At 42.2% G+C, this 19,561-nt stretch carries 18 protein-coding genes; 12 read left to right on the top strand and 6 right to left on the bottom strand.

All coding sequences use genetic code 11. From position 1 onward, the window contains the following. The first annotated feature begins 10 nt into the window (after positions 1 to 10). The 4 genes from H6A27_RS03415 to H6A27_RS03400 all read left to right on the top strand — a co-directional run bounded on the left by H6A27_RS03415 (position 11) and on the right by H6A27_RS03400 (position 4,149). Complete coding sequence (locus tag H6A27_RS03415) at positions 11 to 703, top strand: HesA/MoeB/ThiF family protein (protein ID WP_204507684.1); 693 nt, start codon at positions 11 to 13, stop codon at positions 701 to 703. A gap of 58 nt (positions 704 to 761) precedes the next feature. Further along, a complete protein-coding gene (locus H6A27_RS03410) occupies positions 762 to 1,370 on the top strand; it encodes a thiamine phosphate synthase (RefSeq protein WP_204402393.1) in 609 nt (202 codons plus the stop codon). Positions 1,371 to 1,461: 91 nt separating this feature from the next. Then, complete coding sequence (locus tag H6A27_RS03405; RefSeq protein ID WP_204507683.1) at positions 1,462 to 2,403, top strand: ribose-phosphate pyrophosphokinase; 942 nt, start codon at positions 1,462 to 1,464, stop codon at positions 2,401 to 2,403. Positions 2,404 to 2,517: 114 nt separating this feature from the next. After that, the gene (locus tag H6A27_RS03400; RefSeq protein WP_204507682.1) at positions 2,518 to 4,149 is read left to right on the top strand and encodes a B12-binding domain-containing radical SAM protein; all 1,632 of its coding nucleotides are present in this window, start codon (positions 2,518 to 2,520) and stop codon (positions 4,147 to 4,149) included. 70 nt (positions 4,150 to 4,219) lie between these two features. Here the strand turns inward: H6A27_RS03400 and H6A27_RS03395 are convergent, their stop codons facing one another. Next, the gene (locus H6A27_RS03395; protein ID WP_204507681.1) at positions 4,220 to 4,561 is read right to left on the bottom strand and encodes a hypothetical protein; all 342 of its coding nucleotides are present in this window, start codon (positions 4,559 to 4,561) and stop codon (positions 4,220 to 4,222) included. Beyond that, positions 4,554 to 4,868: an FtsB family cell division protein gene (locus H6A27_RS03390; protein WP_204402400.1), complete on the bottom strand. Its 315-nt coding sequence runs from the start codon at positions 4,866 to 4,868 to the stop codon at positions 4,554 to 4,556. Before H6A27_RS03390 ends, H6A27_RS03395 begins: the two co-directional genes overlap by 8 nt. A 136-nt stretch (positions 4,869 to 5,004) precedes the next feature. Here H6A27_RS03390 and H6A27_RS03385 point away from each other — a divergent pair, with 136 nt between their 5' ends. Beyond that, on the top strand, positions 5,005 to 6,843 hold the full coding sequence (locus tag H6A27_RS03385) for a DNA polymerase III subunit gamma/tau (RefSeq protein WP_204507680.1): 1,839 nt from the start codon (positions 5,005 to 5,007) through the stop codon (positions 6,841 to 6,843). 102 nt (positions 6,844 to 6,945) lie between these two features. Next, positions 6,946 to 8,265: an ATP-binding protein gene (locus H6A27_RS03380; protein WP_204507679.1), complete on the top strand. Its 1,320-nt coding sequence runs from the start codon at positions 6,946 to 6,948 to the stop codon at positions 8,263 to 8,265. A gap of 116 nt (positions 8,266 to 8,381) precedes the next feature. Here H6A27_RS03380 and queF read toward each other — a convergent pair whose 3' ends face one another. The 3 genes from queF to H6A27_RS03365 all read right to left on the bottom strand — a co-directional run bounded on the left by queF (position 8,382) and on the right by H6A27_RS03365 (position 10,345). After that, positions 8,382 to 8,837, bottom strand: a complete 456-nt coding sequence (gene queF / locus H6A27_RS03375; RefSeq protein ID WP_204390877.1) for a preQ(1) synthase — start codon at positions 8,835 to 8,837, stop codon at positions 8,382 to 8,384. A gap of 153 nt (positions 8,838 to 8,990) precedes the next feature. Next, positions 8,991 to 9,650, bottom strand: a complete 660-nt coding sequence (queC, locus tag H6A27_RS03370) for a 7-cyano-7-deazaguanine synthase QueC (protein WP_204507745.1) — start codon at positions 9,648 to 9,650, stop codon at positions 8,991 to 8,993. Between the two features lie 8 nt (positions 9,651 to 9,658). Beyond that, positions 9,659 to 10,345: a queuosine precursor transporter gene (locus H6A27_RS03365; protein WP_204507678.1), complete on the bottom strand. Its 687-nt coding sequence runs from the start codon at positions 10,343 to 10,345 to the stop codon at positions 9,659 to 9,661. Positions 10,346 to 10,644: 299 nt separating this feature from the next. On the opposite strand from H6A27_RS03365, the gene H6A27_RS03360 reads away from it, so the two are divergent. Together H6A27_RS03360 and H6A27_RS03355 are read left to right on the top strand one after the other, a co-directional pair. Further along, on the top strand, positions 10,645 to 12,213 hold the full coding sequence (locus H6A27_RS03360) for an RNA-binding domain-containing protein (RefSeq protein ID WP_204507677.1): 1,569 nt from the start codon (positions 10,645 to 10,647) through the stop codon (positions 12,211 to 12,213). 18 nt (positions 12,214 to 12,231) lie between these two features. Then, the gene (locus tag H6A27_RS03355; protein ID WP_204507676.1) at positions 12,232 to 12,720 is read left to right on the top strand and encodes a hypothetical protein; all 489 of its coding nucleotides are present in this window, start codon (positions 12,232 to 12,234) and stop codon (positions 12,718 to 12,720) included. Here the strand turns inward: H6A27_RS03355 and recD2 are convergent. After that, entirely contained in the window at positions 12,660 to 14,849 is a 2,190-nt protein-coding gene (gene recD2 / locus H6A27_RS03350; RefSeq protein ID WP_204507675.1) for an SF1B family DNA helicase RecD2, read from the bottom strand. The two genes, H6A27_RS03355 and recD2, sit on opposite strands and share 61 nt — an antisense overlap. Positions 14,850 to 15,099: 250 nt before the next feature. Between recD2 and corA the strand changes: the two genes are divergently transcribed. The 4 genes from corA to H6A27_RS03330 are packed head-to-tail and all read left to right on the top strand — an operon-like array spanning position 15,100 to position 19,179. Beyond that, complete coding sequence (gene corA / locus H6A27_RS03345; protein WP_204507674.1) at positions 15,100 to 16,137, top strand: magnesium/cobalt transporter CorA; 1,038 nt, start codon at positions 15,100 to 15,102, stop codon at positions 16,135 to 16,137. 6 nt (positions 16,138 to 16,143) lie between these two features. Then, positions 16,144 to 16,791, top strand: a complete 648-nt coding sequence (gene nth, locus H6A27_RS03340) for an endonuclease III (RefSeq protein ID WP_204507673.1) — start codon at positions 16,144 to 16,146, stop codon at positions 16,789 to 16,791. Positions 16,792 to 16,820: 29 nt separating this feature from the next. Continuing rightward, a complete protein-coding gene (locus H6A27_RS03335; RefSeq protein WP_204507672.1) occupies positions 16,821 to 18,014 on the top strand; it encodes an esterase in 1,194 nt (397 codons plus the stop codon). A gap of 16 nt (positions 18,015 to 18,030) precedes the next feature. Continuing rightward, entirely contained in the window at positions 18,031 to 19,179 is a 1,149-nt protein-coding gene (locus H6A27_RS03330) for a site-2 protease family protein (protein ID WP_204507671.1), read from the top strand. The last annotated feature ends 382 nt before the right edge of the window (positions 19,180 to 19,561 follow it).

Genomic DNA, 19,561 nt, shown 5'->3' with positions numbered 1-19,561 from the left:
TAATTATAACATGGAAAGATATAACAGACAAATAATCCTACCTGAGTTAGGTGAAAGAGGACAGGAAAAACTCAGCAAGGCAAAAGTGCTTATTGTAGGTGTAGGTGGGCTGGGATCGCCTATTGCACTATATCTTACAGGAGCAGGAGTAGGCAATATCGGCCTGATAGACGATGATGTGGTAAGCGAAAGCAATCTGCAAAGACAAGTCCTCTATTCAGAAACTGAAGTAGGTCTGCCTAAAGCTATTCAGGCACAGAAAAGACTGAATGCCCTTAACAGCCAGATAAAAATAGACGCATACAACACACGTCTGACGAAAGAAAACGCAGAAGAGATAATCAGCAAATATGACATAGTAGTTGATGGATGCGACAACTTCCTCACTCGCTACATTATAAATGACACATGCGTAAAATTGGGCAAGACTTACGTCTATGGAGCCATACGTGCTTTTGACGGACAGGTTTCAGTATTCAATTATCAGGGCGGAAAGAACTATCGCGACCTATTTCCGGACGAAGAAGAAATGCTGTCAATGCCTGCCCCTCCCAAAGGAGTAATCGGGGTAACACCAGGACTTGTAGGTTGCGTGCAGGCAAACGAAGTAATCAAGATAATCTGCGGTTTCGGAGAGATTCTTTCTGGCAAACTATGGTACATAGACCTGAAAACGTTGCAAACAAATACGATTTTACTGTAAAGATTAGGAATATTTCATTTTGGTTACTAACTTTGCGTCCAGATTTAGTGGTACACACATGAAACTGATATTGATAACAACTCCAGAATATTTTGTAGAGGAGGACCAAATACTAAATGCACTCTTCGAAGAAGGGCTAGACATATTACATCTTCGCAAACCCGGAACAGAAGCGGTTTACGCAGAGAGACTGCTTACACTCATCCCGGAAAAATATCATAAGAAAATAGTTATACATGACCATTTCTACTTATGCAATGAATATAAGTTGAAAGGTATTCACTTGAACAGCCGCAATCCTATTGCCCCGGACAACTACTCCGGACATATCAGTGCTTCCTGTCATACTCTTGAAGAAGTACAGGAAGACAAGAAAACTTGCGACTATGTATTCCTAAGTCCGATATTCGACAGTATCTCAAAAGAGGGTTATTCTTCAAAATTCACTCCTGAAGCAATACGTGAAGCCGTAAAGGCTGACATTATAGATAAGAAGGTCATTGCTTTAGGTGGTATTGATGAGGAAAATATTCTTAGAGTAAAGGATTTTGGATTCGGAGGCGCAGCCATTATGGGAGGGCTCTGGTCCAAATTCAACCATAGTTTTGACAACAATTATCAAGAACTTATAGACCATTTCAGAAAGTTAAAACGACTTGCCGACTAAATACTTATTGTAATTTTCCGACAAAACGTTTGACATACTTGTATAAATGGTATAACTTTGCAAACAAATCAAGGCAATATATCTATTTACAATGAACGTACAATCACCTTTTAAAGTATTCTCTGGTACAAACTCGAGATACTTGGCAGAAAAAATCTGCAACAGTTTAGGATGCGAACTTGGTAACATGAAGATTACTCACTTTGCTGACGGAGAGTTCGCCGTATCTTACGAAGAGTCAATCCGTGGTCAGCATGTGTTCATAATACAGTCTACATTCCCAAATTCTGACAATCTTATGGAATTGCTCCTTATGATTGATGCTGCTAAACGTGCTTCTGCAAAGAGCATTATCGCCGTAATACCTTACTTCGGATGGGCTCGTCAGGACCGTAAAGACAAACCGCGTGTTTCTATAGGCGCAAAATTGGTTGCAGACCTCTTAAGCGTTGCAGGTATCGACCGTCTGATAACAATGGACCTTCATGCAGACCAGATACAGGGATTCTTCGATATTCCTGTAGATCACTTGTATGCATCTACAATATTTGCCCCATACATTCAGTCATTGAATCTGGAAAATCTTGTAATCGCTACTCCTGACGTTGGTGGTTCCAAGCGTGCAAGCACATATGCCAAGTTCCTCGACGTTCCTTTGGTACTTTGTCACAAAACCCGTGAAAAAGCAAACGTTGTAGCTTCAATGCAGATTATCGGTGACGTAAAAGGAAAAGATGTTGTTCTTGTTGACGACATGGTTGATACAGCCGGTACAATCACTAAGGCTGCCGACATCATGAAAGAAGCCGGAGCAAATTCAGTAAGAGCTATAGCTTCGCACTGCGTAATGTCAGGTCCTGCTTCTGAACGTGTACAGAACTCTCAATTGGAAGAAATTGTATTCACAGATAGTATTCCTTATGCAAACCGTTGCGCTAAGGTTAAACAGCTTTCAATTGCAGATATGTTCGCTGAAACTATCCGCCGCGTGATGACTAACGAATCAATCAGTTCACAGTATCTGATTCAATAATATTCATCGCACGATAAAAAATATTAAGCGAAGAATCATAAAGCCTGATACAGACGGCTTATTGTGGTTCTTCGCTTTCTTTTGTAATAATAGTTTACTCTCATCTTTTATAGTATGAAATTACTCTGGTTGGACTTAAACAGTTCGTATGCACATTCATCACTTGCACTTCCGGCTCTGCATGCACAGATGGCAGACGACAAAAGCATTGTGTGGGTAAAGGTTTCGGCTACCATCAACGAGAACCCGGGAATGGTGGCAGAACAAATCTATAAACACAAGCCTGATATTGTAGCATCTACATGCTGGCTCTTCAACCACGAAGCGCTATTGCATATAACATGCCGCGTAAAATCTCTGCTGCCACAATGCAGGATAATCCTCGGAGGTCCGGAATTTCTTGGAGATAACAGAAAATTCCTTACAACTAACGATTTTATTGAAGGAGTATTCAGAGGTGAAGGAGAAATCGGTTTCATGCAGTGGATGGAGCATTTCGACAATAAGGAAGAATGGAAAAACATTGACGGACTTTGCTATATTGACGATAATGGAGAATACCACGACAACGGTATGGCAAGAGTGAGCGATTTTACCGCCCTGGAATATCCTGAAAAAAGCGAACTGTTCAATTGGGACAAACCTTTCGTACAACTGGAGACCACAAGAGGCTGCTTCAACACCTGCGCATTTTGTGTAAGCGGTGGCGACAAACCCGTACGAAATCTAGGTATCGACACCATCAGAGAAAGGATAGAAATAATTCACAGCCACGGAATCAAAAACATAAGAGTGCTGGACCGCACTTTCAACTACAACACCCGCTATGCAAAATCATTGTTAGCCCTGTTCCGCGAATATCCGGATATAAATTTCCATCTTGAAATACATCCGGCATTACTTTCAGAGGAACTGAAAGCAGAATTGAGATCAATGCCCAAAGGACTTCTGCATCTTGAGGCCGGAATACAAAGCCTGAGAGAAATAGTACTGACCACAAGCCGTCGCGCCGGAAAACTTGAAGATGCGATGAAAGGGCTGAAGTTCCTATGCTCACTGGAGAATATGGAAACACATGCAGACCTTATAGCAGGACTGCCCCACTATCATCTGAGCGAGATATTCGAAGACGTTCGTACTCTTGCCGGACTTAATGCAGGAGAAATACAGTTGGAATCACTGAAACTGCTTCCCGGAACTGAAATGAGAAGAAGAGCGGAAAAGCTTGGAATAAGATATTCTCCCCTACCTCCATACGAAGTACTAGAGACAAACGATATTACATCAGACGAACTTCAGACAGCAAGACTTCTGTCAAGACTATTGGACGGTTTCTACAATGCCAAAGCATGGCAGAGACTTACACGCCTACTGATAGTAGAGAATGAAGACTTCCTGTATCGCTTCCTTAATCATCTTACAAACATCGGAGTAATAGACCAGCCTATGGGACTGGAAAGAAGAGGAATAATTCTTTACAAGTTCTGCAAGAGTAATTATCCGCAATACACACTGTCCGCCACTCAGGCATGGATAGAGGCAGGAATGTCGCTCAAGAAAGAACCTGCAGAAGCGATAAGGACAAAACATGTCACACCTCCAGATTCATGGGAAGTCGTATACGGAACATACGACGAACGTCTGCGTCTCTGCAAACTGCCCGTTGATGACAACGACCATTATATATGGTATGCCTTCAATCCCGACGAACAGGGAGGTATCCCTATATTCAAGGCAACAAACTGATATAAAATTCGAGAGCCGCTCTACACAATACTTGTATAGAACGGCTCTTTAATATTTTCTGAATGTCTTGTTATTCTTCTTTCTTCTCCTCGTACGGAATACGATATGCTGTATATAACTCGAGCACAGCTGCTACACTCAGGCATAAAATCCATTCGTTATGATGCCAGACAATCATCATCACACCTGCTATAACAAGCAGCATAGCCCCTATCAACTGCTGACGTTTCAACCGTCTGAGAACTATGTTCTTGCCAAAATATCTTCCTGTCTTTGCCTGAATCCACCCGAACATCAGTGCCCCGACAATGTAAATATACGGTGCGTATTCAAACTTTACGAACTGCAATATCAGCCCCACAAACAACGCTACCGCACCAGCAACAGCTATTATATTATCCAGTTTATTCATCTTCCAAATCCTGCTCAAAAATAAATATATCTTCGTTTTCCTTCTTCATCATGTATTTTTCACGCGCCACTTTCTCCAATGCCTCCGGATTGGTTGAGATTTCCTTCAGCAACTTGCTATCCTCCTCAAACTGCTTTCTATAATGCCTGATTTCAGTATTCAGTCTGTTTATTTCAGCGCGATGTTCCAAACGGCGAATCCAGCTGTTCTCATCCAGAACACCAATTATCAGCACAAACACAGCCAATGTGACACCGTATTTGTGAAGACGCACAAAATTCCATATATTTACCAGTTTCTCTTTCATGACAAGAAGATTTTGTTGGCGCAAATATAACAATAAATGCTGTAAACCCCAATTCTTTCATACAGCATAATGAATTGTCGGCAGAAATAATTATCTTTGTCATAACTTAACAAAACAAGAAAAACCAATCCTGATTATGGACAACTATATTGTATCAGCACGTAAATACCGCCCTGCCACATTCGATACCGTAGTAGGACAGCGTGCACTCACAACGACTCTGAAGAATGCCATTGCCAACAACAAGCTGGCCCACGCCTACCTTTTCTGCGGACCGCGAGGAGTAGGAAAAACCACATGCGCACGTATTTTTGCTAAAACCATCAACTGTCTGTCACCGAAACCTGACGGCGAGGCTTGCAACGAATGCGAATCATGTAAGGCGTTCAACGAGCAGCGTTCATACAATATCCATGAGCTGGATGCCGCATCAAACAACTCTGTGGAAGATATCCGCTCGCTGATAGAGCAGGTACGCATCCCGCCACAGATAGGCAAATACAAGGTATATATCATCGACGAGGTGCACATGCTGTCAACTGCCGCCTTCAATGCTTTTCTGAAAACCCTTGAAGAGCCGCCTCATCATGCCATCTTCATTCTTGCCACAACAGAGAAACATAAGATCCTGCCTACTATTCTGAGCCGATGTCAGATATACGACTTCAGTCGTATCAGTGTGACCGATACAGTGGAACATCTTCAGGGAGTGGCACAGAAAGAAGGTATAGACGTCGAACCTGAAGCGCTGACCGTGATAGCACAAAAGGCAGACGGTGGTATGCGCGATGCCTTGTCCATCTTCGACCAGGTGACAAGTTTCTCAAACGGGCATATCACTTACAAGAGCGTCATCGAAAACCTCAACGTACTTGACTACGAATATTATTTCAAACTGACGGACTATATTCTTGAGAACAAGGTTTCGGAATGTATGCTTCTGTTCAACGAGGTATTGAAAAAAGGATTCGACGGCAATCATTTTATAACCGGACTTAGCTCACATTTCCGCGACCTGCTCGTAAGCCGCGATGAACAGACACTCCAGCTTCTGGAAGTAGGAGCCTCAATCAGAGAAAGATACAAGGCTCAGGCACAGAAATGCGAACAGAAATTCCTTTACAAGGCAATGAAGCTGTGCAACGACTGCGACCTGAACTACAGACAGAGCAAAAATAAACGACTTCTGGTAGAGCTGACACTGATACAGCTGGCACAGATAACATCCGAAGAAGATGATGCCGGCAATGGGCGTAGCCCTAAAGTGATAAAACCTATCTTCAACCAGCAGACTGCTCCGGCAGCAACACAGCAACAACCCGTAGCCCAGCAGCAACCGATAACTCAGCAACCGGCTAATGTACAGAACGTGCAGCAACCGGTACAGCAGAACACTTCAGAGCCTCAACCACAATACGGCAACAACCCCGCCCAACAGCAGATGCATAAACTGCCCGACGGACTGAAAGTTACCCAGGAGAAGAAAATACCTGTAGTAAAAGCGGGAATACTCGGACCGTCAATAAAGAAAAGGCCACAGCATCTGGAGGAGGCCGTAGCGCAGAAACCTGCAGCACAAGTCCAGCAGGCAGAAAAGGAATGGGAAGACTACGATGTGTATGAAAAAGACCTGAACTACTACTGGAGAGAGTTTGCCACCCGACTTCCCAAAGAGGAAAAAGCTAATGCAGGACGAATGATGAACATGTCGCCGAAACTTCTTGACGACCAGACTACATTCGAAGTGGCAGTAGACAACGAGATGGTTCAGAAATACATGCAGCAGCTGGCACCGCAGATAGAGAATCACTTGAGGGAACAGCTTCACAACAGAAAAATCAGAATGACCGTCCGCGTAAGTGCAGCCGATGAGAATATCAGAGCCTACAGCCATGTGGAACGTTTCCAGATGATGAGCAAGAAAAATCCTAATCTGCTGAAACTGAAAGAAGAGTTCGGACTGGAGTTATCATAGAAATCTCATTTCCGGACTAATTAAAACACGTTATATTTGCAGTAGCGAAACGGCTGTTTCGGAAACGGTCATTTCGGAAATAGAAAATAAACAAATAAGGATATGAAATTTTTTGATAGAACAAAAGAAATCGCATCTCTGCGTGAGATTCGTGAAATGGCAAAAAATAATGCACAGTTCACGGTCGTAACAGGGCGACGCCGTATCGGTAAAACATTCCTTATATGGAAAGCATATGAAGATGAACCTATTCTCTATTTTTTCGTTGCTCGCAAAGCTGAAAGTGACTTGTGTGAAGATTATCGGCTTGAAATTGAAAACAAGTTGGGAATCCCAACTATCGGACGCACAGAGCATTTTGCAGATATATTTGAATTTCTGATGAAACTCTCCATAGAACGCCCCATCACGCTGTTTATCGATGAGTTTCAGGAATTCTTTCGTGTAAACAAGTCTGTGTACAGTGATATGCAACGTATCTGGGATATGTACAGCCAGAAAGCCCATATAAACCTGATTGTCTGCGGATCTATTTATTCAATGATGACAAAAATCTTCAAAGACAAGAAGGAACCACTATATAACAGACAGACACGTTTAATGACTGTACGGCCATTTACACCAGCAGTTCTAAAGGAGATTTTAACAGACTATAACACCAGTTACACTGCAGAAGACCTCTTGGCTCTATATTCTTTCACTGGAGGAGTGGCAAAGTATGTACAGTTACTTATAGATGCCGGAGCTACAACAAAAGAAAGAATGTTGGATCAAATTGTAAAGGGTGATTCGATTTTTCTAGGTGAAGGCAAAGCAATACTTATAGAGGAATTCGGTAAAGACTATGGCATTTATTTTTCAATACTATCAGCCATAGCAAGGGGAAAAACTTCACGTTCAGAAATAGAAAACGTAGTAGGTAGAGAAATTGGCGGTTATCTGACCAAACTTGAAAACGAGTACGAGGTAATTGCAAAAAAACAACCTCTGTTTGAAAAAAGCTCCACAAAAAATGTCCGCTATACTATAGAAGACAATTTCTTTATGTTCTGGTTCCGCTTTATCTACAAATACAGTTATATGCTGGAAATAGAAAACTACGAAAGCTTAAAAACAATTATAAACAGAGACTACGAAACATTCAGCGGTTTGATGCTTGAACGTTATTTCAGGCGAGTACTGATTGAACACCAGATATATACAAGGATTGGAGGATGGTGGGACCGCAAAGGAGAAAATGAGATTGACATCGTGGCGGAAAATGAGCTAAACAATAAAGCTACATTCTTCGAAATAAAACGTAAATCCGCAAATATCGATATGGAGGTGCTTAAGCAGAAGGCAGCAGCTTTCCTGCGTGCCACCGGCGAGTTCAAGGGATATGACATATCTTACAAGGATCTCTCAATGGAAGATATGTAATAAAGAATACAGTATAAAAAATCCGGTAAGAGGAGACAGAATCTTCTCTTACCGGATTTTTTATACTGCTTATTGATATTTAATAAAACCCTCTAAAGAAATTTCTAACAATAAAATTACAAATCGTGATTGCGCATACGGTACTCAGCCAGTTCCTCATACTTCGTTCCCGGACGTCCGTAGTTGCAGTAAGGATAAATAGATATACCTCCGCGCGGAGTGAATATACCAGTCACCTCGATATACTTAGGATCCATCAGTTTGATAAGGTCCTTCATGATTATATTCACACAGTCCTCATGAAAATCTCCGTGATTTCTGAAACTGAACAGATAGAGTTTCAGGCTCTTGCTTTCCACCATCTTCACGTCAGGCAGATAGCTTATACGGATTTCAGCAAAGTCAGGCTGTCCGGTGATAGGACAAAGACTTGTAAACTCAGGGCAGTTGAAACGTACCCAATAATCATTCTCCGGATGCTTGTTTACAAAAGCCTCAAGTACCTCCGGAGCATAGTCCTGACGATATACAGTGCTACCGCCAAGCAGAGTCAGTTCTTCTTTTCTTTCCATTTTATATATAATTTTTCCTTTTGTACGATATAATGTCCGCAAACAATTATCTCCACACGTTCGTGTGGAGCGCTCGACACGCTCGTGTGGAGAACTCGACACGGCCGTGTGGAGATAAACATTCTTTATCGGAAATCAGCAATAAAAAGCAGATTATTTATTTTTCGAGTTCAAATACTTTTCAAGTCCCTCGCGACGTAACTTACACGCCGGGCAATGTCCGCATCCGTCGCCCTGCACCCCGTTATAGCATGTCAGAGTTTCGTTTCTTATCAGGTCAAGCACTCCAAGCTCGTCAGCCAAAGCCCATGTCTGTGCCTTGTCTATCCACATCAGCGGAGTGTGAATCACGAACTGCTCGTCCATAGCAAGGTTAAGAGTGACGTTGAGCGACTTGATAAACGAATCCCTGCAGTCGGGATAACCGCTGAAGTCAGTCTGCGAAACTCCTGTCACCAGATGACTGATGCCATGCTCGCGCGCATAAACAGCAGCTATACTGAGGAAGAAAAGATTTCTTCCCGGCACGAAAGTATTAGGGAAAGAGCCTTCCGGTTTTTCCTCGTCCATCACTATTGAAGTATCAGTAAGAGAGTTCTTGCCAAGATGACCGATGAACGATACATCCATTGCGTGAAAATGCACCCCTGCCCTTTCGGCAATTCCTCTCGCCAGTTCCACCTCTTTCACATGTTTCTGACCATAGATGAAACTAAGCGCATAAACTTCCTTGAAATGTTTCTTTGCCCAGAACAGGCAAGTAGTAGAATCCTGGCCGCCACTGAAAACTACCAGTGCGGCCTCCTTATTCATTGTCATAATCAAATCTCCTTAATTTTCAGTACATTATATGAGATATTCTCATCATACACATCACAATCGTCCACACGCTTGATGTAGTTCACCACCCTGATAGTCACAGGGAGAATGATGATTTCATACAGCGTTTTCAGGACTACCTGCACCGCCATCATCTTCAGCAGTTCGTTCACAGGCATCAGTCCGCCGAAAGCCAGCGGGAAGAAAATGATTGAATCTGCACCCTCGCCGGCCAAAGTTGAAACAATAGCGCGGGCAGAGAAATTCTTACCTTTTGAAGCAATCTTCATCTTGCTCATAACGAAAGCGTTGATGAACGAGCCTACAAGGAAAGCAGTCAGGCTGGCAGCCGCGATACGCGGAGCAAGACCGAACACGAAATCGAATGCCTGTTCGCCTTCCCAGAAAGGAGCCGCAGGAAGAGCCACTGCCACTTTACCGAGGGCTACGACCATGAAGTTCATAAGGAACCCCATCCAGATGATAAGACGCGCCTTGCGGAAGCCCCAGACTTCGGCAATACAGTCATTGATAATGTAAGAGATTGGGAAAACTATCAGTCCGGCAGTTACGGAAATCGGACCGAATTGTACGACTTTGGCCTCTAAAAGATTGGCTGCCACGAGGCAGACACAAAACACAATACCCAAGACCATAAAAGGTACTGATACGAGATTTTCTTTTTTCATCGTTCCTGTTTTTTACGTGGTGTTCTAGAATACACGGCCGCTATTCACGGCATCGCATGTTAATGATCTCTGTTTCTTTTTTAATTCGGGCGCAAAAGTACAGAGTATTTACGATATATGCAAGAAAAAGTTATATTTGTGACTGAATATGAGTATAAAACTGGGAATAACTGTATAAATATCGTGATACAAACACATAGTAATCAAATCAATGGAGTGATTTTAACAGAATATCCGGTTTTATCATTACCTTTGTATATATAACCTGAGATTTATACCCGAACAACAAAAAGAAAACGATGCAGATTCATAACAATACATTGATAGCGGAATGCTCGTCTTATGATTTCAAGGAAATGCTGGAGCGTAAGAAAGTAAAGTCATGGCTCAAATCCGTATCAGCTTTTGCCAATACGGACGGTGGCAGTTTGTTCTATGGAGTAAACGATGACGGAGTGATTGTTGGTTTGGAAAATCCGCAATCAGATGCCGATTTTATCAGTGAAATGATAAAGGCACGACTTGACCCTGTCCCGGAAGTACAGCTTATCCCTATTGAACACGAAGGACATACCCTGCTTGAAGTGAAAGTAAAGGCAGGAACGCTGACACCATATTATTATTATCAAGACGGAACACGTACAGCTTATACACGAGTCGGCAATGAAAGTGTGGAATGCAATTCGCAACAACTTCTTTCATTAGTATTAAAGGGTACGCACATGACTTGGGATTCTCTACCTACACAAGTAGATGCCAACAAACATTCTTTCGTTATACTTGCCAACACCTTCCGAGAGCAAACCCATCAGGAATGGAATGATAAGTATTTGGAGTCATTCGGACTTGTCACATCTGACGGTAAGCTGACCAATGCCGGATTGCTGTTTGTAGATAATTGCACTGTATTCCAATCACGTATTTTCTGCACCCGTTGGACAGGGCTCTATAAAGACGATGCTATCAGTTCCGTAGAACATCGGGCAAATCTCGTATTGCTTTTGAAATATGGTATGGACTTCATCAAAAACTATACAATGAGCGGATGGGTGAAGATGCCTAACTATCGCCTGAACCTCCCTGACTATTCCGACCGCGCTATCTTTGAAGGGTTAGTAAACCATCTTATCCATAGAGATTACACTGTAATGGGTGGTGAAGTACATATTGATATCTATGATGACCGGGTAGAATTGGTATCACCCGGTGCAATGCTTGATGGCACACAAATCCAAGACCGAGACATATACAAAGTACCGTCCATGCGCCGTAACCCTGTCATTGCGGATATGTTTACCCAATTGGACTATATGGAGAAACGTGGCTCTGGTTTACGTAAAATGCGTGAACTTACGGAGAAACTGCCTAATTTCCTGCCTGGCAAAGAACCACAATATCAAACGGAAGCGATTTCTTTCTATACCACATTCTATAACTTAAATTGGGGAGAGAACGGAAGGATACCTGTTGAGGAAGTTGCCAACAGGGTAAATAGTACCCTCGAAAAGTACCCTGTAAACGGTGAAAGTTCGGTGAAAAAGTTCGGTGTAAACACAGAAAAGTTCGGTGAAAACGAAGAAAGTTCGGTGAAAAAGTTCGGTGTAAACACAGAAAAGTTCGGAGACACATTGGAAAAACAGAAGACGGTCAGTAAAACTGCACAAAAGATAATTGACCTCGTTATTTCTGATCCATCAATAACAGCCGATAATATGGCTAACAAGATTGGTGTAACTAAACGCGCTATAGAGAAAAACATCAAGAATCTTAGGACTATGGGTATTTTGACTCATGAAGGTTCTGACAAGACTGGCTACTGGCGAATAAATGTAAAGGCAAAATTAATTAAAAATAAAACGATGTATTGATATACATATATTTTTACTATGAGCGAAGAATTTAAAGATAAGAAGGAAGCATTGAAAAGTGAAATTTCTCGTTTGGAAAGTGATATACATTTTTATGAGGATTATAAACTTGAATTATTGAAAGATTTAGGAGATATTCAGAAGAAAATAAAGTATTTAGAACATAAAAAAGAATATCTTAACCAGGATTATTTGAAAAGTTTAGCTACATATAATGAACTATCTAATGACATTCAGAAACTTACTAATGATATAAATATAATGGACTATGGTATTTATAGACCGATTTATAATTGGGAAGATTCTGAAATATATAAGAAAGAATTGGAACGTGTCATAGATTTACAAAAAGAAATGATAAAAAATAATACAGCTGCAATTTGTGATATAACATGGACAATTTGTAAATCCGGATTAAATTATATTAATGTCCGACCTCTGAACAGTTATGCCTTCTTTCCATACCCTTCATCCGACTCAGCAGCCATAAATATTTCAGCAGACTGACTTTCAAGCGCATTCAGGCGCTCTTTCAACTTTGTATTTCGTTTCAGCACCGACAAATTACGTATAGCAAAGCTCAATGCTTTTTTTGTACCTACCAGCACACAGATTTTTTTAGCACGTGTAATTCCGGTATAAATCAGATTGCGCTGGAGCATTACATAGTGAGTCATCAGCACAGGCATTACTACAATGGGATACTCGGAGCCTTGTGACTTATGGATGGTAGTAGCATAAGCTAGTGTCAGCTCGTCAAGTTCAGATACATCATATTCCACCGTTCTTCCGTCGAAGCAGACAAACAATGTTCTGTCTTCCATATCTACTCTTTCGATATAGCCCAAATCACCGTTGAAAACCTCTTTATCATAATTATTACGCAACTGCATCACACGGTCTCCTTGACGGAATGAATATCCACTGCGGTTCAATGACACCTGCCCGGGATTCAATACAGTCTGTAACGCCATGTTGAGATTGGCGGCCCCCACTACCCCTCTCTGCATTGGTGTAAGGACCTGTATATCGCTTGTCGGACGCTTATACGCATTAGGCAGACGCTCTTTCACCAATTTGACGATTGTATCTACTGCCTGTTCCGGTTCCTCCCGTTGGATAAAGAAAAAATCAGTATGCTTACCGTTGCTTGTATCTGGAAATACACCTTTATTTATGGCATGCGCACTCATGACGATACGGCTTTCCTGTGCCTGGCGGAAAATACGTGTCAGACGGATGACGGGTATTCTCTTACTGTCGATGATGTCACGCAGCACGTTTCCGGCACCCACACTCGGCAACTGGTCAATGTCGCCTACCAATACAAGACGCATGCCTGCCGGAATTGCCTTCATCAGATTGTTCATCAGCAAGAGGTCTATCATAGAACATTCATCTACAATGAGAGCATCTCCTTCCAAAGGATTATCATCATTACGTTTATATCCATCTTTAGGATTGTACTCCAACAGACGGTGGATGGTCTTGGCCTCCATCCCGGTAGCCTCACTCATGCGTTTGGCTGCACGACCGGTCGGAGCTGCGAGCAGAATGCGTAGGCCCATAGCTTTCAAGGCCGCTATAATACCTTGTGTGGTAGTAGTTTTTCCTGTTCCGGGACCTCCTGTAAGCACCATAACTTTAGAAGATACAGCCTCACGAATGGCTTCTGCCTGCACTTCGTCATACTCTATCCCCGTTTGTTTTGATATAACTGAAATATCAGGAATTATATTGAACAGACTGCCTTCCACACAGTCCAGCAATTTGTTCAGGCGATTCGCTGTACCGACTTCGGCATAATAGAACGGTGGCATATATATGGCTTCGGCATCAGCTATGAGGTCTTCACTCTGTAACATCTCAGATATAGCCTGACGAACGGGATTCTCATCTGCATCAAGAAGTTCAATTGCAGATTTTACAAGCTGTTCTTCCTCGGCATAGACATTGCCTTCCTCGGCCATATGGCTCAATGTGTATGTGACTCCACTTTTCAGTCTGCGCAGGTCATTCTTCTCATAACCCATTTTTGAGGCAATAGTGTCGGCTGTCTTGAAACCTATTCCCCAAATATCATCTGCCAGTTTATATGGATTAGTTTTCACTGTGTCGATACTCTCCTTGCCATATTGTCTGTAAATTTTTGCGGCATAAACGGTACTCACCCCATAACCCTGCAGAAAGAGCATTACATTTTTAATGTCCTTCTGTTTTTCCCAACTCTCAGCTATTTTCTCTACCCGTTTCTGGCCTATTCCCGGCACTTCATAGAGGCGTTTTATATCTGTCTCTATGATTTCGATAGTATCAAGACCGAAACGGTTCACAATGAGCTGTGCAAACTTAGGTCCGATACCTTTCACCAGTCCGCTTCCCAGATACTTTTCTATGCCGTAAAGAGTGGCAGGCATCACCTCTTCCCATGTCTGAGCCACGAACTGACTGCCATAGCGTTTGTCTACCTTCCAGTCGCCCTCACACAATAGCACACTTCCTGCCGGTACCTCCAGGAGATTTCCCACCAGAGTTACCAGTTCATCATAACCTTTCACCTTAACCCTCATCACCGAATATCCGTTCTCAGGATTCTGGTATGTGATACGTTCTACTACACAGCGCAGTTTTTGCATTTCCGTCTTCTCTTATAATTCTTATAATACTTCAGGATTCTTCTGAATTTCGCTACTATAACACAAAAATAGAGGTTATTTCAAAAAGATGCAACATTTTTCAACTTGCAGAAAAAAGTAATAAAGAAACTAAATCAAAAATATTAACTGATAAATATTTGAATTTTAACAGGAATATTCAAATAGCAAATATTTATAATCTCACATATTATATTTACTTTTGAAGCTGTATTAAAAAAGAGTTTCCACCATGACCAAAAATAACCTACTTACAGAACAACTGAGATATACAGGCGAGAACATATGTCCTACCAAAATAAATCTGTGTTCTTATAAGAAAGACTCCATCACGTATCACAAGGATATAGAACTAGAGCATCTTCAGGAATTAATGAACGAGGACGAAATAAACTGGATACAGATTACCGGTATGCAGGATACTGATAAAATAAAAAATATATGCCAGATGTTCTGCATCGATTTTCTGACTACTCAGGATATCCTTAATCCGGAACACCTCACAAAAGTGGAAGAACACGATGATTACAATGTCATCATCATCAAGCTCCTGGCGATGAACAAGGATAGAGATTACGAATCGATGCAACTATGTATCATTCAAGGCAAATCATATGTTCTCACATTCGTTGAAAAAGAAACAGATTTCTTCAATGAGATTATTTCCGCCCTGAACAAAAACACGCTGAAGATACGTCACCGCCAGTCGGACTATCTGCTAAGTGTGATACTGAACAGCTCCATGGCAAACTTCATGTCCGTGCTGACAGCTATGGAAGATGAACTGGAAGATATGGAAGAAGCTTTAATCGTTCCTCACAATCCGGACGCACCGGGAATAGAGAACATACAGAAATACAGGAAAAACTACCGTATAATAAAGAAATGTATCTTCCCGATGAAGGAACATATCAACAAGCTGTTTCATGCCGACAACGAACTGCTGAACGAACAGCAACGTCCGTTCTTCAACGATGTGAACGACCACCTTCAGTTCGTTCTACAGACGATGGAAAGCTGCCGCGACCTGATAACCGCCATCGTTGACCTCTACATCTCAAGAAACGACCAGCGACTGAACGACATAATGAAACAGCTCACCATAGTCTCAACAATCTTCATCCCTCTAACCTTCCTTGCCGGAATGTGGGGAATGAACTTCGAATGGATGCCCGAACTGCATTGGGAGTACGGATACCTCTTCGCATGGAGCCTTATGCTGACTATGGGTATCTCGCTTTTCTTCTTTTTCAGACACAAAAAATGGTAACAGACTATGCGTAAACAGGAATTATACAATAAGGTTATAGAATATTTTGAGAAGGCAATGCCGGTGGCAGAGACCGAGCTACATTACTCAAACCCTTTTGAACTGCTCATTGCAGTGATACTTAGCGCGCAATGTACGGACAAGCGTGTGAACATGATTACTCCCCCGTTGTTTCACGACTTCCCTACTCCGGAAGCCCTTGCCGCAAGCACTCCCGAAGTGATATTCGAATATATCCGCAGTGTGAGCTACCCCAACAATAAGGCCAAGCACCTGGTAGGAATGGCAAAGATGCTCGTAAGCGAATATAACAGCACTGTGCCGGACACATTGGAAAAGCTTGTGAAACTGCCTGGTGTGGGCCGCAAGACTGCCAACGTGATACAAAGCGTGGTTTTCAATAAAGCCGCAATGGCTGTTGACACACACGTGTTCCGTGTGAGCCACAGAATCGGACTGGTTCCAAAATCATGCACAACCCCTCTTGCTACAGAAAACTATCTGATGAAATATATTCCAAAGGATATTGTACCCAAGGCACATCACTGGCTGATTCTGCACGGAAGATATGTCTGTATCGCACGTTCGCCCAAATGTGCGGAATGCGGATTGAACGGTATATGCAAGGAATCTTTGAAAGTCAAACCTGAATAACTTATTTAAACAATAACATTTACAGCACCATGAGAAAATTCAATCTTTTATTATCAGTCTTATTTATAAGTCTGACTTGTTTTGCCCAAGAATCATTATGGGGTGGACAAAATATAATTTCACCGGAAATACATCCGGACAACACTGTAACCTTCCGTTTTCATGCACCTAAAGCGGTTCAGGTAAAGGTGACAGGCGACTTCCTGCCTACTGTAAAAATGGACACTCAGTTCGGCAAGGTCGATGTACCGGGAGATGCCGAGCTGAAAGAAGGCAAGAACGGTGTTTGGGAATACACAACTCCGCAACCTTTAGCATCAGAGCTTTACAATTATTCATTTATAGTCGATGGTCTGAAAGTGACAGATCCGAACAATGTATATGTAAGCCGTGATGTAGCGTCCGTTTTCAATATTTTCATTGTGAAAGGAGAGCCTGGCGATTTATACAGCGTGAATAAAGTACCTCACGGAACAGTGACAAAACGCTGGTACCATAGCGACAAGCTTGGATATGACCGCCGACTGACTGTCTATACTCCGTCAGGCTACGAAAACGGCAACAAGCGTTATCCCGTGCTTTATCTGCTTCACGGAATGGGTGGCGACGAGGATGCCTGGACTACTCTTGGAAGGACAGCACAGATAATGGATAATCTGATAGCCCAGGGAAAGGCAGAACCGATGATAGTGGTGATGCCCAACGGAAATGTAGATCAGGAAGCCGCTCCGGGAGAATCTTCTTTAGGACTATATAAACCTACGATGAATCTTCCCCGAACAATGGAAGGCACTATGGAAAGTACATTCCCTGAAATAATGAAATTCATCGAAAAAAATTACAGAGTTGAGAAGAAAAAATCAAGCCGTGCCATAGCAGGCCTTTCAATGGGTGGATATCATTCACTCCATATCTCCAAAGAATATCCGGACAAATTCGATTATGTAGGTCTTTTCTCTGCAGCAATACTCCCTGACAAGGAAAAAGATTCTGACATCTACAAAAACATGGAAGAAAAACTGGCCAAACAGTTCAGCAAAGCCCCTAAACTATACTGGATTGCAATTGGAAAGACAGACTTCCTGTATAATGCCAACGTGGAATACAGAAAGTTGCTTGACAAACACAACTACAAATATGTGTATAGAGAAAGCGAAGGCGGACACATCTGGCGCAACTGGAGAATTTATCTGTCTGAATTTGCTACAATGATTTTCAAATAATACTTCCGAAAATAGCATGATTAGTTTTTTAAAGAAAAACATTGCCGTAATACTGTTTATAGTATTGTCATTGATTTTTGGAGGATGCATCGGATATTCATTAATAATTTTTTTCGGCAAGGAACAAGGTTTCGTTTCTCTTATAATGAATCTGTTGCTTTCATTCCTGATAATGATTGTATGTATCTTCCTGCAAATAATAATACATGAAACGGGACATCTTACCGCAGCTCTGATGCGCGGATGGAAATTCATTTCCTTTATGGCGTTCGGTTTTATATTGACCAGGCGTGACGGACACTACAGAATCTCCACCATGAAACTTGCGGGTGCCGGAGGGCAATGCCTTCTGCTCCCCCCAGAAAAAGGGGACTCGGATTTCGGGATTATGCTTTACAATCTTGGAGGCGTAATGTTCAATCTGATGTTTTCCGTCATTAGCGGGATATTGTTGTGGACATGCCACGAGTCGCTAAACCCATATCTGAATATATTCCTGATGCTGTTTTCTGGTGTAGGGATATGCTTTTTTCTGGTAAACGGTATTCCTTCCACTTTCTCAGGCATCCCTAACGACGGTTACAATATATTGCGACTCAGAGAAGACAAGTTCTCCACACAGGTGTTTCTGGATTCACTCCGTTTTCTGGCAAAAACACAAAGCGGCAAAAGACCTCACGAAGCTATGGAAGAGTATTATTCCGACAATAAACGGCTTGACATGTCGTCTCCGTTTCATGTCTGCGCCCTTACCATGGATCTGGCAGTGGCACTAGACAGGCTGGACTTCGATAAAGCACATAGTCTGATAGCCTTAGCCGAAGAAAGATGGAATGAAATAATTCAGATATACAAAAACGAAATAGCAATGGAACGTCTGTTCCTCAATCTGATAGACAATGGCGAGATAAGCAAAATCGAAGAAGCTGTCAATGACAAGAACATTATGAATTACTTGAACCAGAATGCCACATTCCGGCCTTCCGCGTTAAGAATCCAATATGCCATTGCCCTGATTTACGATAAAGACCGTGAAAAGGCAGACAAAATTATGGAACGTTTCAACAAAATTTCCGAGAGTTATTATAACGTGGGCGATGCCTTATGCGAGAAAGCTCTGATGAAATACACTTCCGGACTTTATGGAGACATAAGCAAGCAGTAAATTTTATTCCTTTATAAAAAGCAGAAAGAGCAACCGGGCCCTAAAACCTTAGTTGCTCTTTCCGTTTATATCAGAATAAGACGATACCCACCGACAGTGCCGAGAACTCCATAGTACAGGCAAATCTCTCCCGGCGGCTGTTCGTGATAGTTGTCAATCTGGTTGTAGGGGCAACGGACAAATCCGTACGGCTGATGAGTATTAACTTTTAATTAGTCAGACCGTTTTCCAATCTCCTATCGTTCCGGTTTCGGAAGAGAAACTTGCGCTGTAAGGAAACCGTTCTTGACCTCATTGTTCGGAAAGTCAAGAAGGAAAGTATTGAACTCCATATCGTAATCCTTGATGGTCAGGTAACCGCTCTGATATATCATAGGAAGCG

This window comes from Bacteroides caecigallinarum, assembly GCF_016902295.1.
GTDB classification, from domain to species: Bacteria; Bacteroidota; Bacteroidia; order Bacteroidales; family Bacteroidaceae; genus Phocaeicola; species Phocaeicola caecigallinarum_A.
This window is presented reverse-complemented; position numbering and strand designations above follow the sequence as displayed.

What these genes read in the sequence shown, in the direction of transcription:
- H6A27_RS03415 (WP_204507684.1), top strand. Translation starts at nt 11, where the DNA reads ATGGAAAGATATAACAGACAAATAATCCTACCTGAGTTAGGTGAAAGA.
- H6A27_RS03410 (WP_204402393.1), top strand. Translation starts at nt 762, where the DNA reads ATGAAACTGATATTGATAACAACTCCAGAATATTTTGTAGAGGAGGAC.
- H6A27_RS03405 (WP_204507683.1), top strand. Translation starts at nt 1,462, where the DNA reads ATGAACGTACAATCACCTTTTAAAGTATTCTCTGGTACAAACTCGAGA.
- H6A27_RS03400 (WP_204507682.1), top strand. Translation starts at nt 2,518, where the DNA reads ATGAAATTACTCTGGTTGGACTTAAACAGTTCGTATGCACATTCATCA.
- H6A27_RS03395 (WP_204507681.1), bottom strand. Translation starts at nt 4,561, where the DNA reads ATGAATAAACTGGATAATATAATAGCTGTTGCTGGTGCGGTAGCGTTG.
- H6A27_RS03390 (WP_204402400.1), bottom strand. Translation starts at nt 4,868, where the DNA reads ATGAAAGAGAAACTGGTAAATATATGGAATTTTGTGCGTCTTCACAAA.
- H6A27_RS03385 (WP_204507680.1), top strand. Translation starts at nt 5,005, where the DNA reads ATGGACAACTATATTGTATCAGCACGTAAATACCGCCCTGCCACATTC.
- H6A27_RS03380 (WP_204507679.1), top strand. Translation starts at nt 6,946, where the DNA reads ATGAAATTTTTTGATAGAACAAAAGAAATCGCATCTCTGCGTGAGATT.
- queF (WP_204390877.1), bottom strand. Translation starts at nt 8,837, where the DNA reads ATGGAAAGAAAAGAAGAACTGACTCTGCTTGGCGGTAGCACTGTATAT.
- queC (WP_204507745.1), bottom strand. Translation starts at nt 9,650, where the DNA reads ATGAATAAGGAGGCCGCACTGGTAGTTTTCAGTGGCGGCCAGGATTCT.
- H6A27_RS03365 (WP_204507678.1), bottom strand. Translation starts at nt 10,345, where the DNA reads ATGAAAAAAGAAAATCTCGTATCAGTACCTTTTATGGTCTTGGGTATT.
- H6A27_RS03360 (WP_204507677.1), top strand. Translation starts at nt 10,645, where the DNA reads ATGCAGATTCATAACAATACATTGATAGCGGAATGCTCGTCTTATGAT.
- H6A27_RS03355 (WP_204507676.1), top strand. Translation starts at nt 12,232, where the DNA reads ATGAGCGAAGAATTTAAAGATAAGAAGGAAGCATTGAAAAGTGAAATT.
- recD2 (WP_204507675.1), bottom strand. Translation starts at nt 14,849, where the DNA reads ATGCAAAAACTGCGCTGTGTAGTAGAACGTATCACATACCAGAATCCT.
- corA (WP_204507674.1), top strand. Translation starts at nt 15,100, where the DNA reads ATGACCAAAAATAACCTACTTACAGAACAACTGAGATATACAGGCGAG.
- nth (WP_204507673.1), top strand. Translation starts at nt 16,144, where the DNA reads ATGCGTAAACAGGAATTATACAATAAGGTTATAGAATATTTTGAGAAG.
- H6A27_RS03335 (WP_204507672.1), top strand. Translation starts at nt 16,821, where the DNA reads ATGAGAAAATTCAATCTTTTATTATCAGTCTTATTTATAAGTCTGACT.
- H6A27_RS03330 (WP_204507671.1), top strand. Translation starts at nt 18,031, where the DNA reads ATGATTAGTTTTTTAAAGAAAAACATTGCCGTAATACTGTTTATAGTA.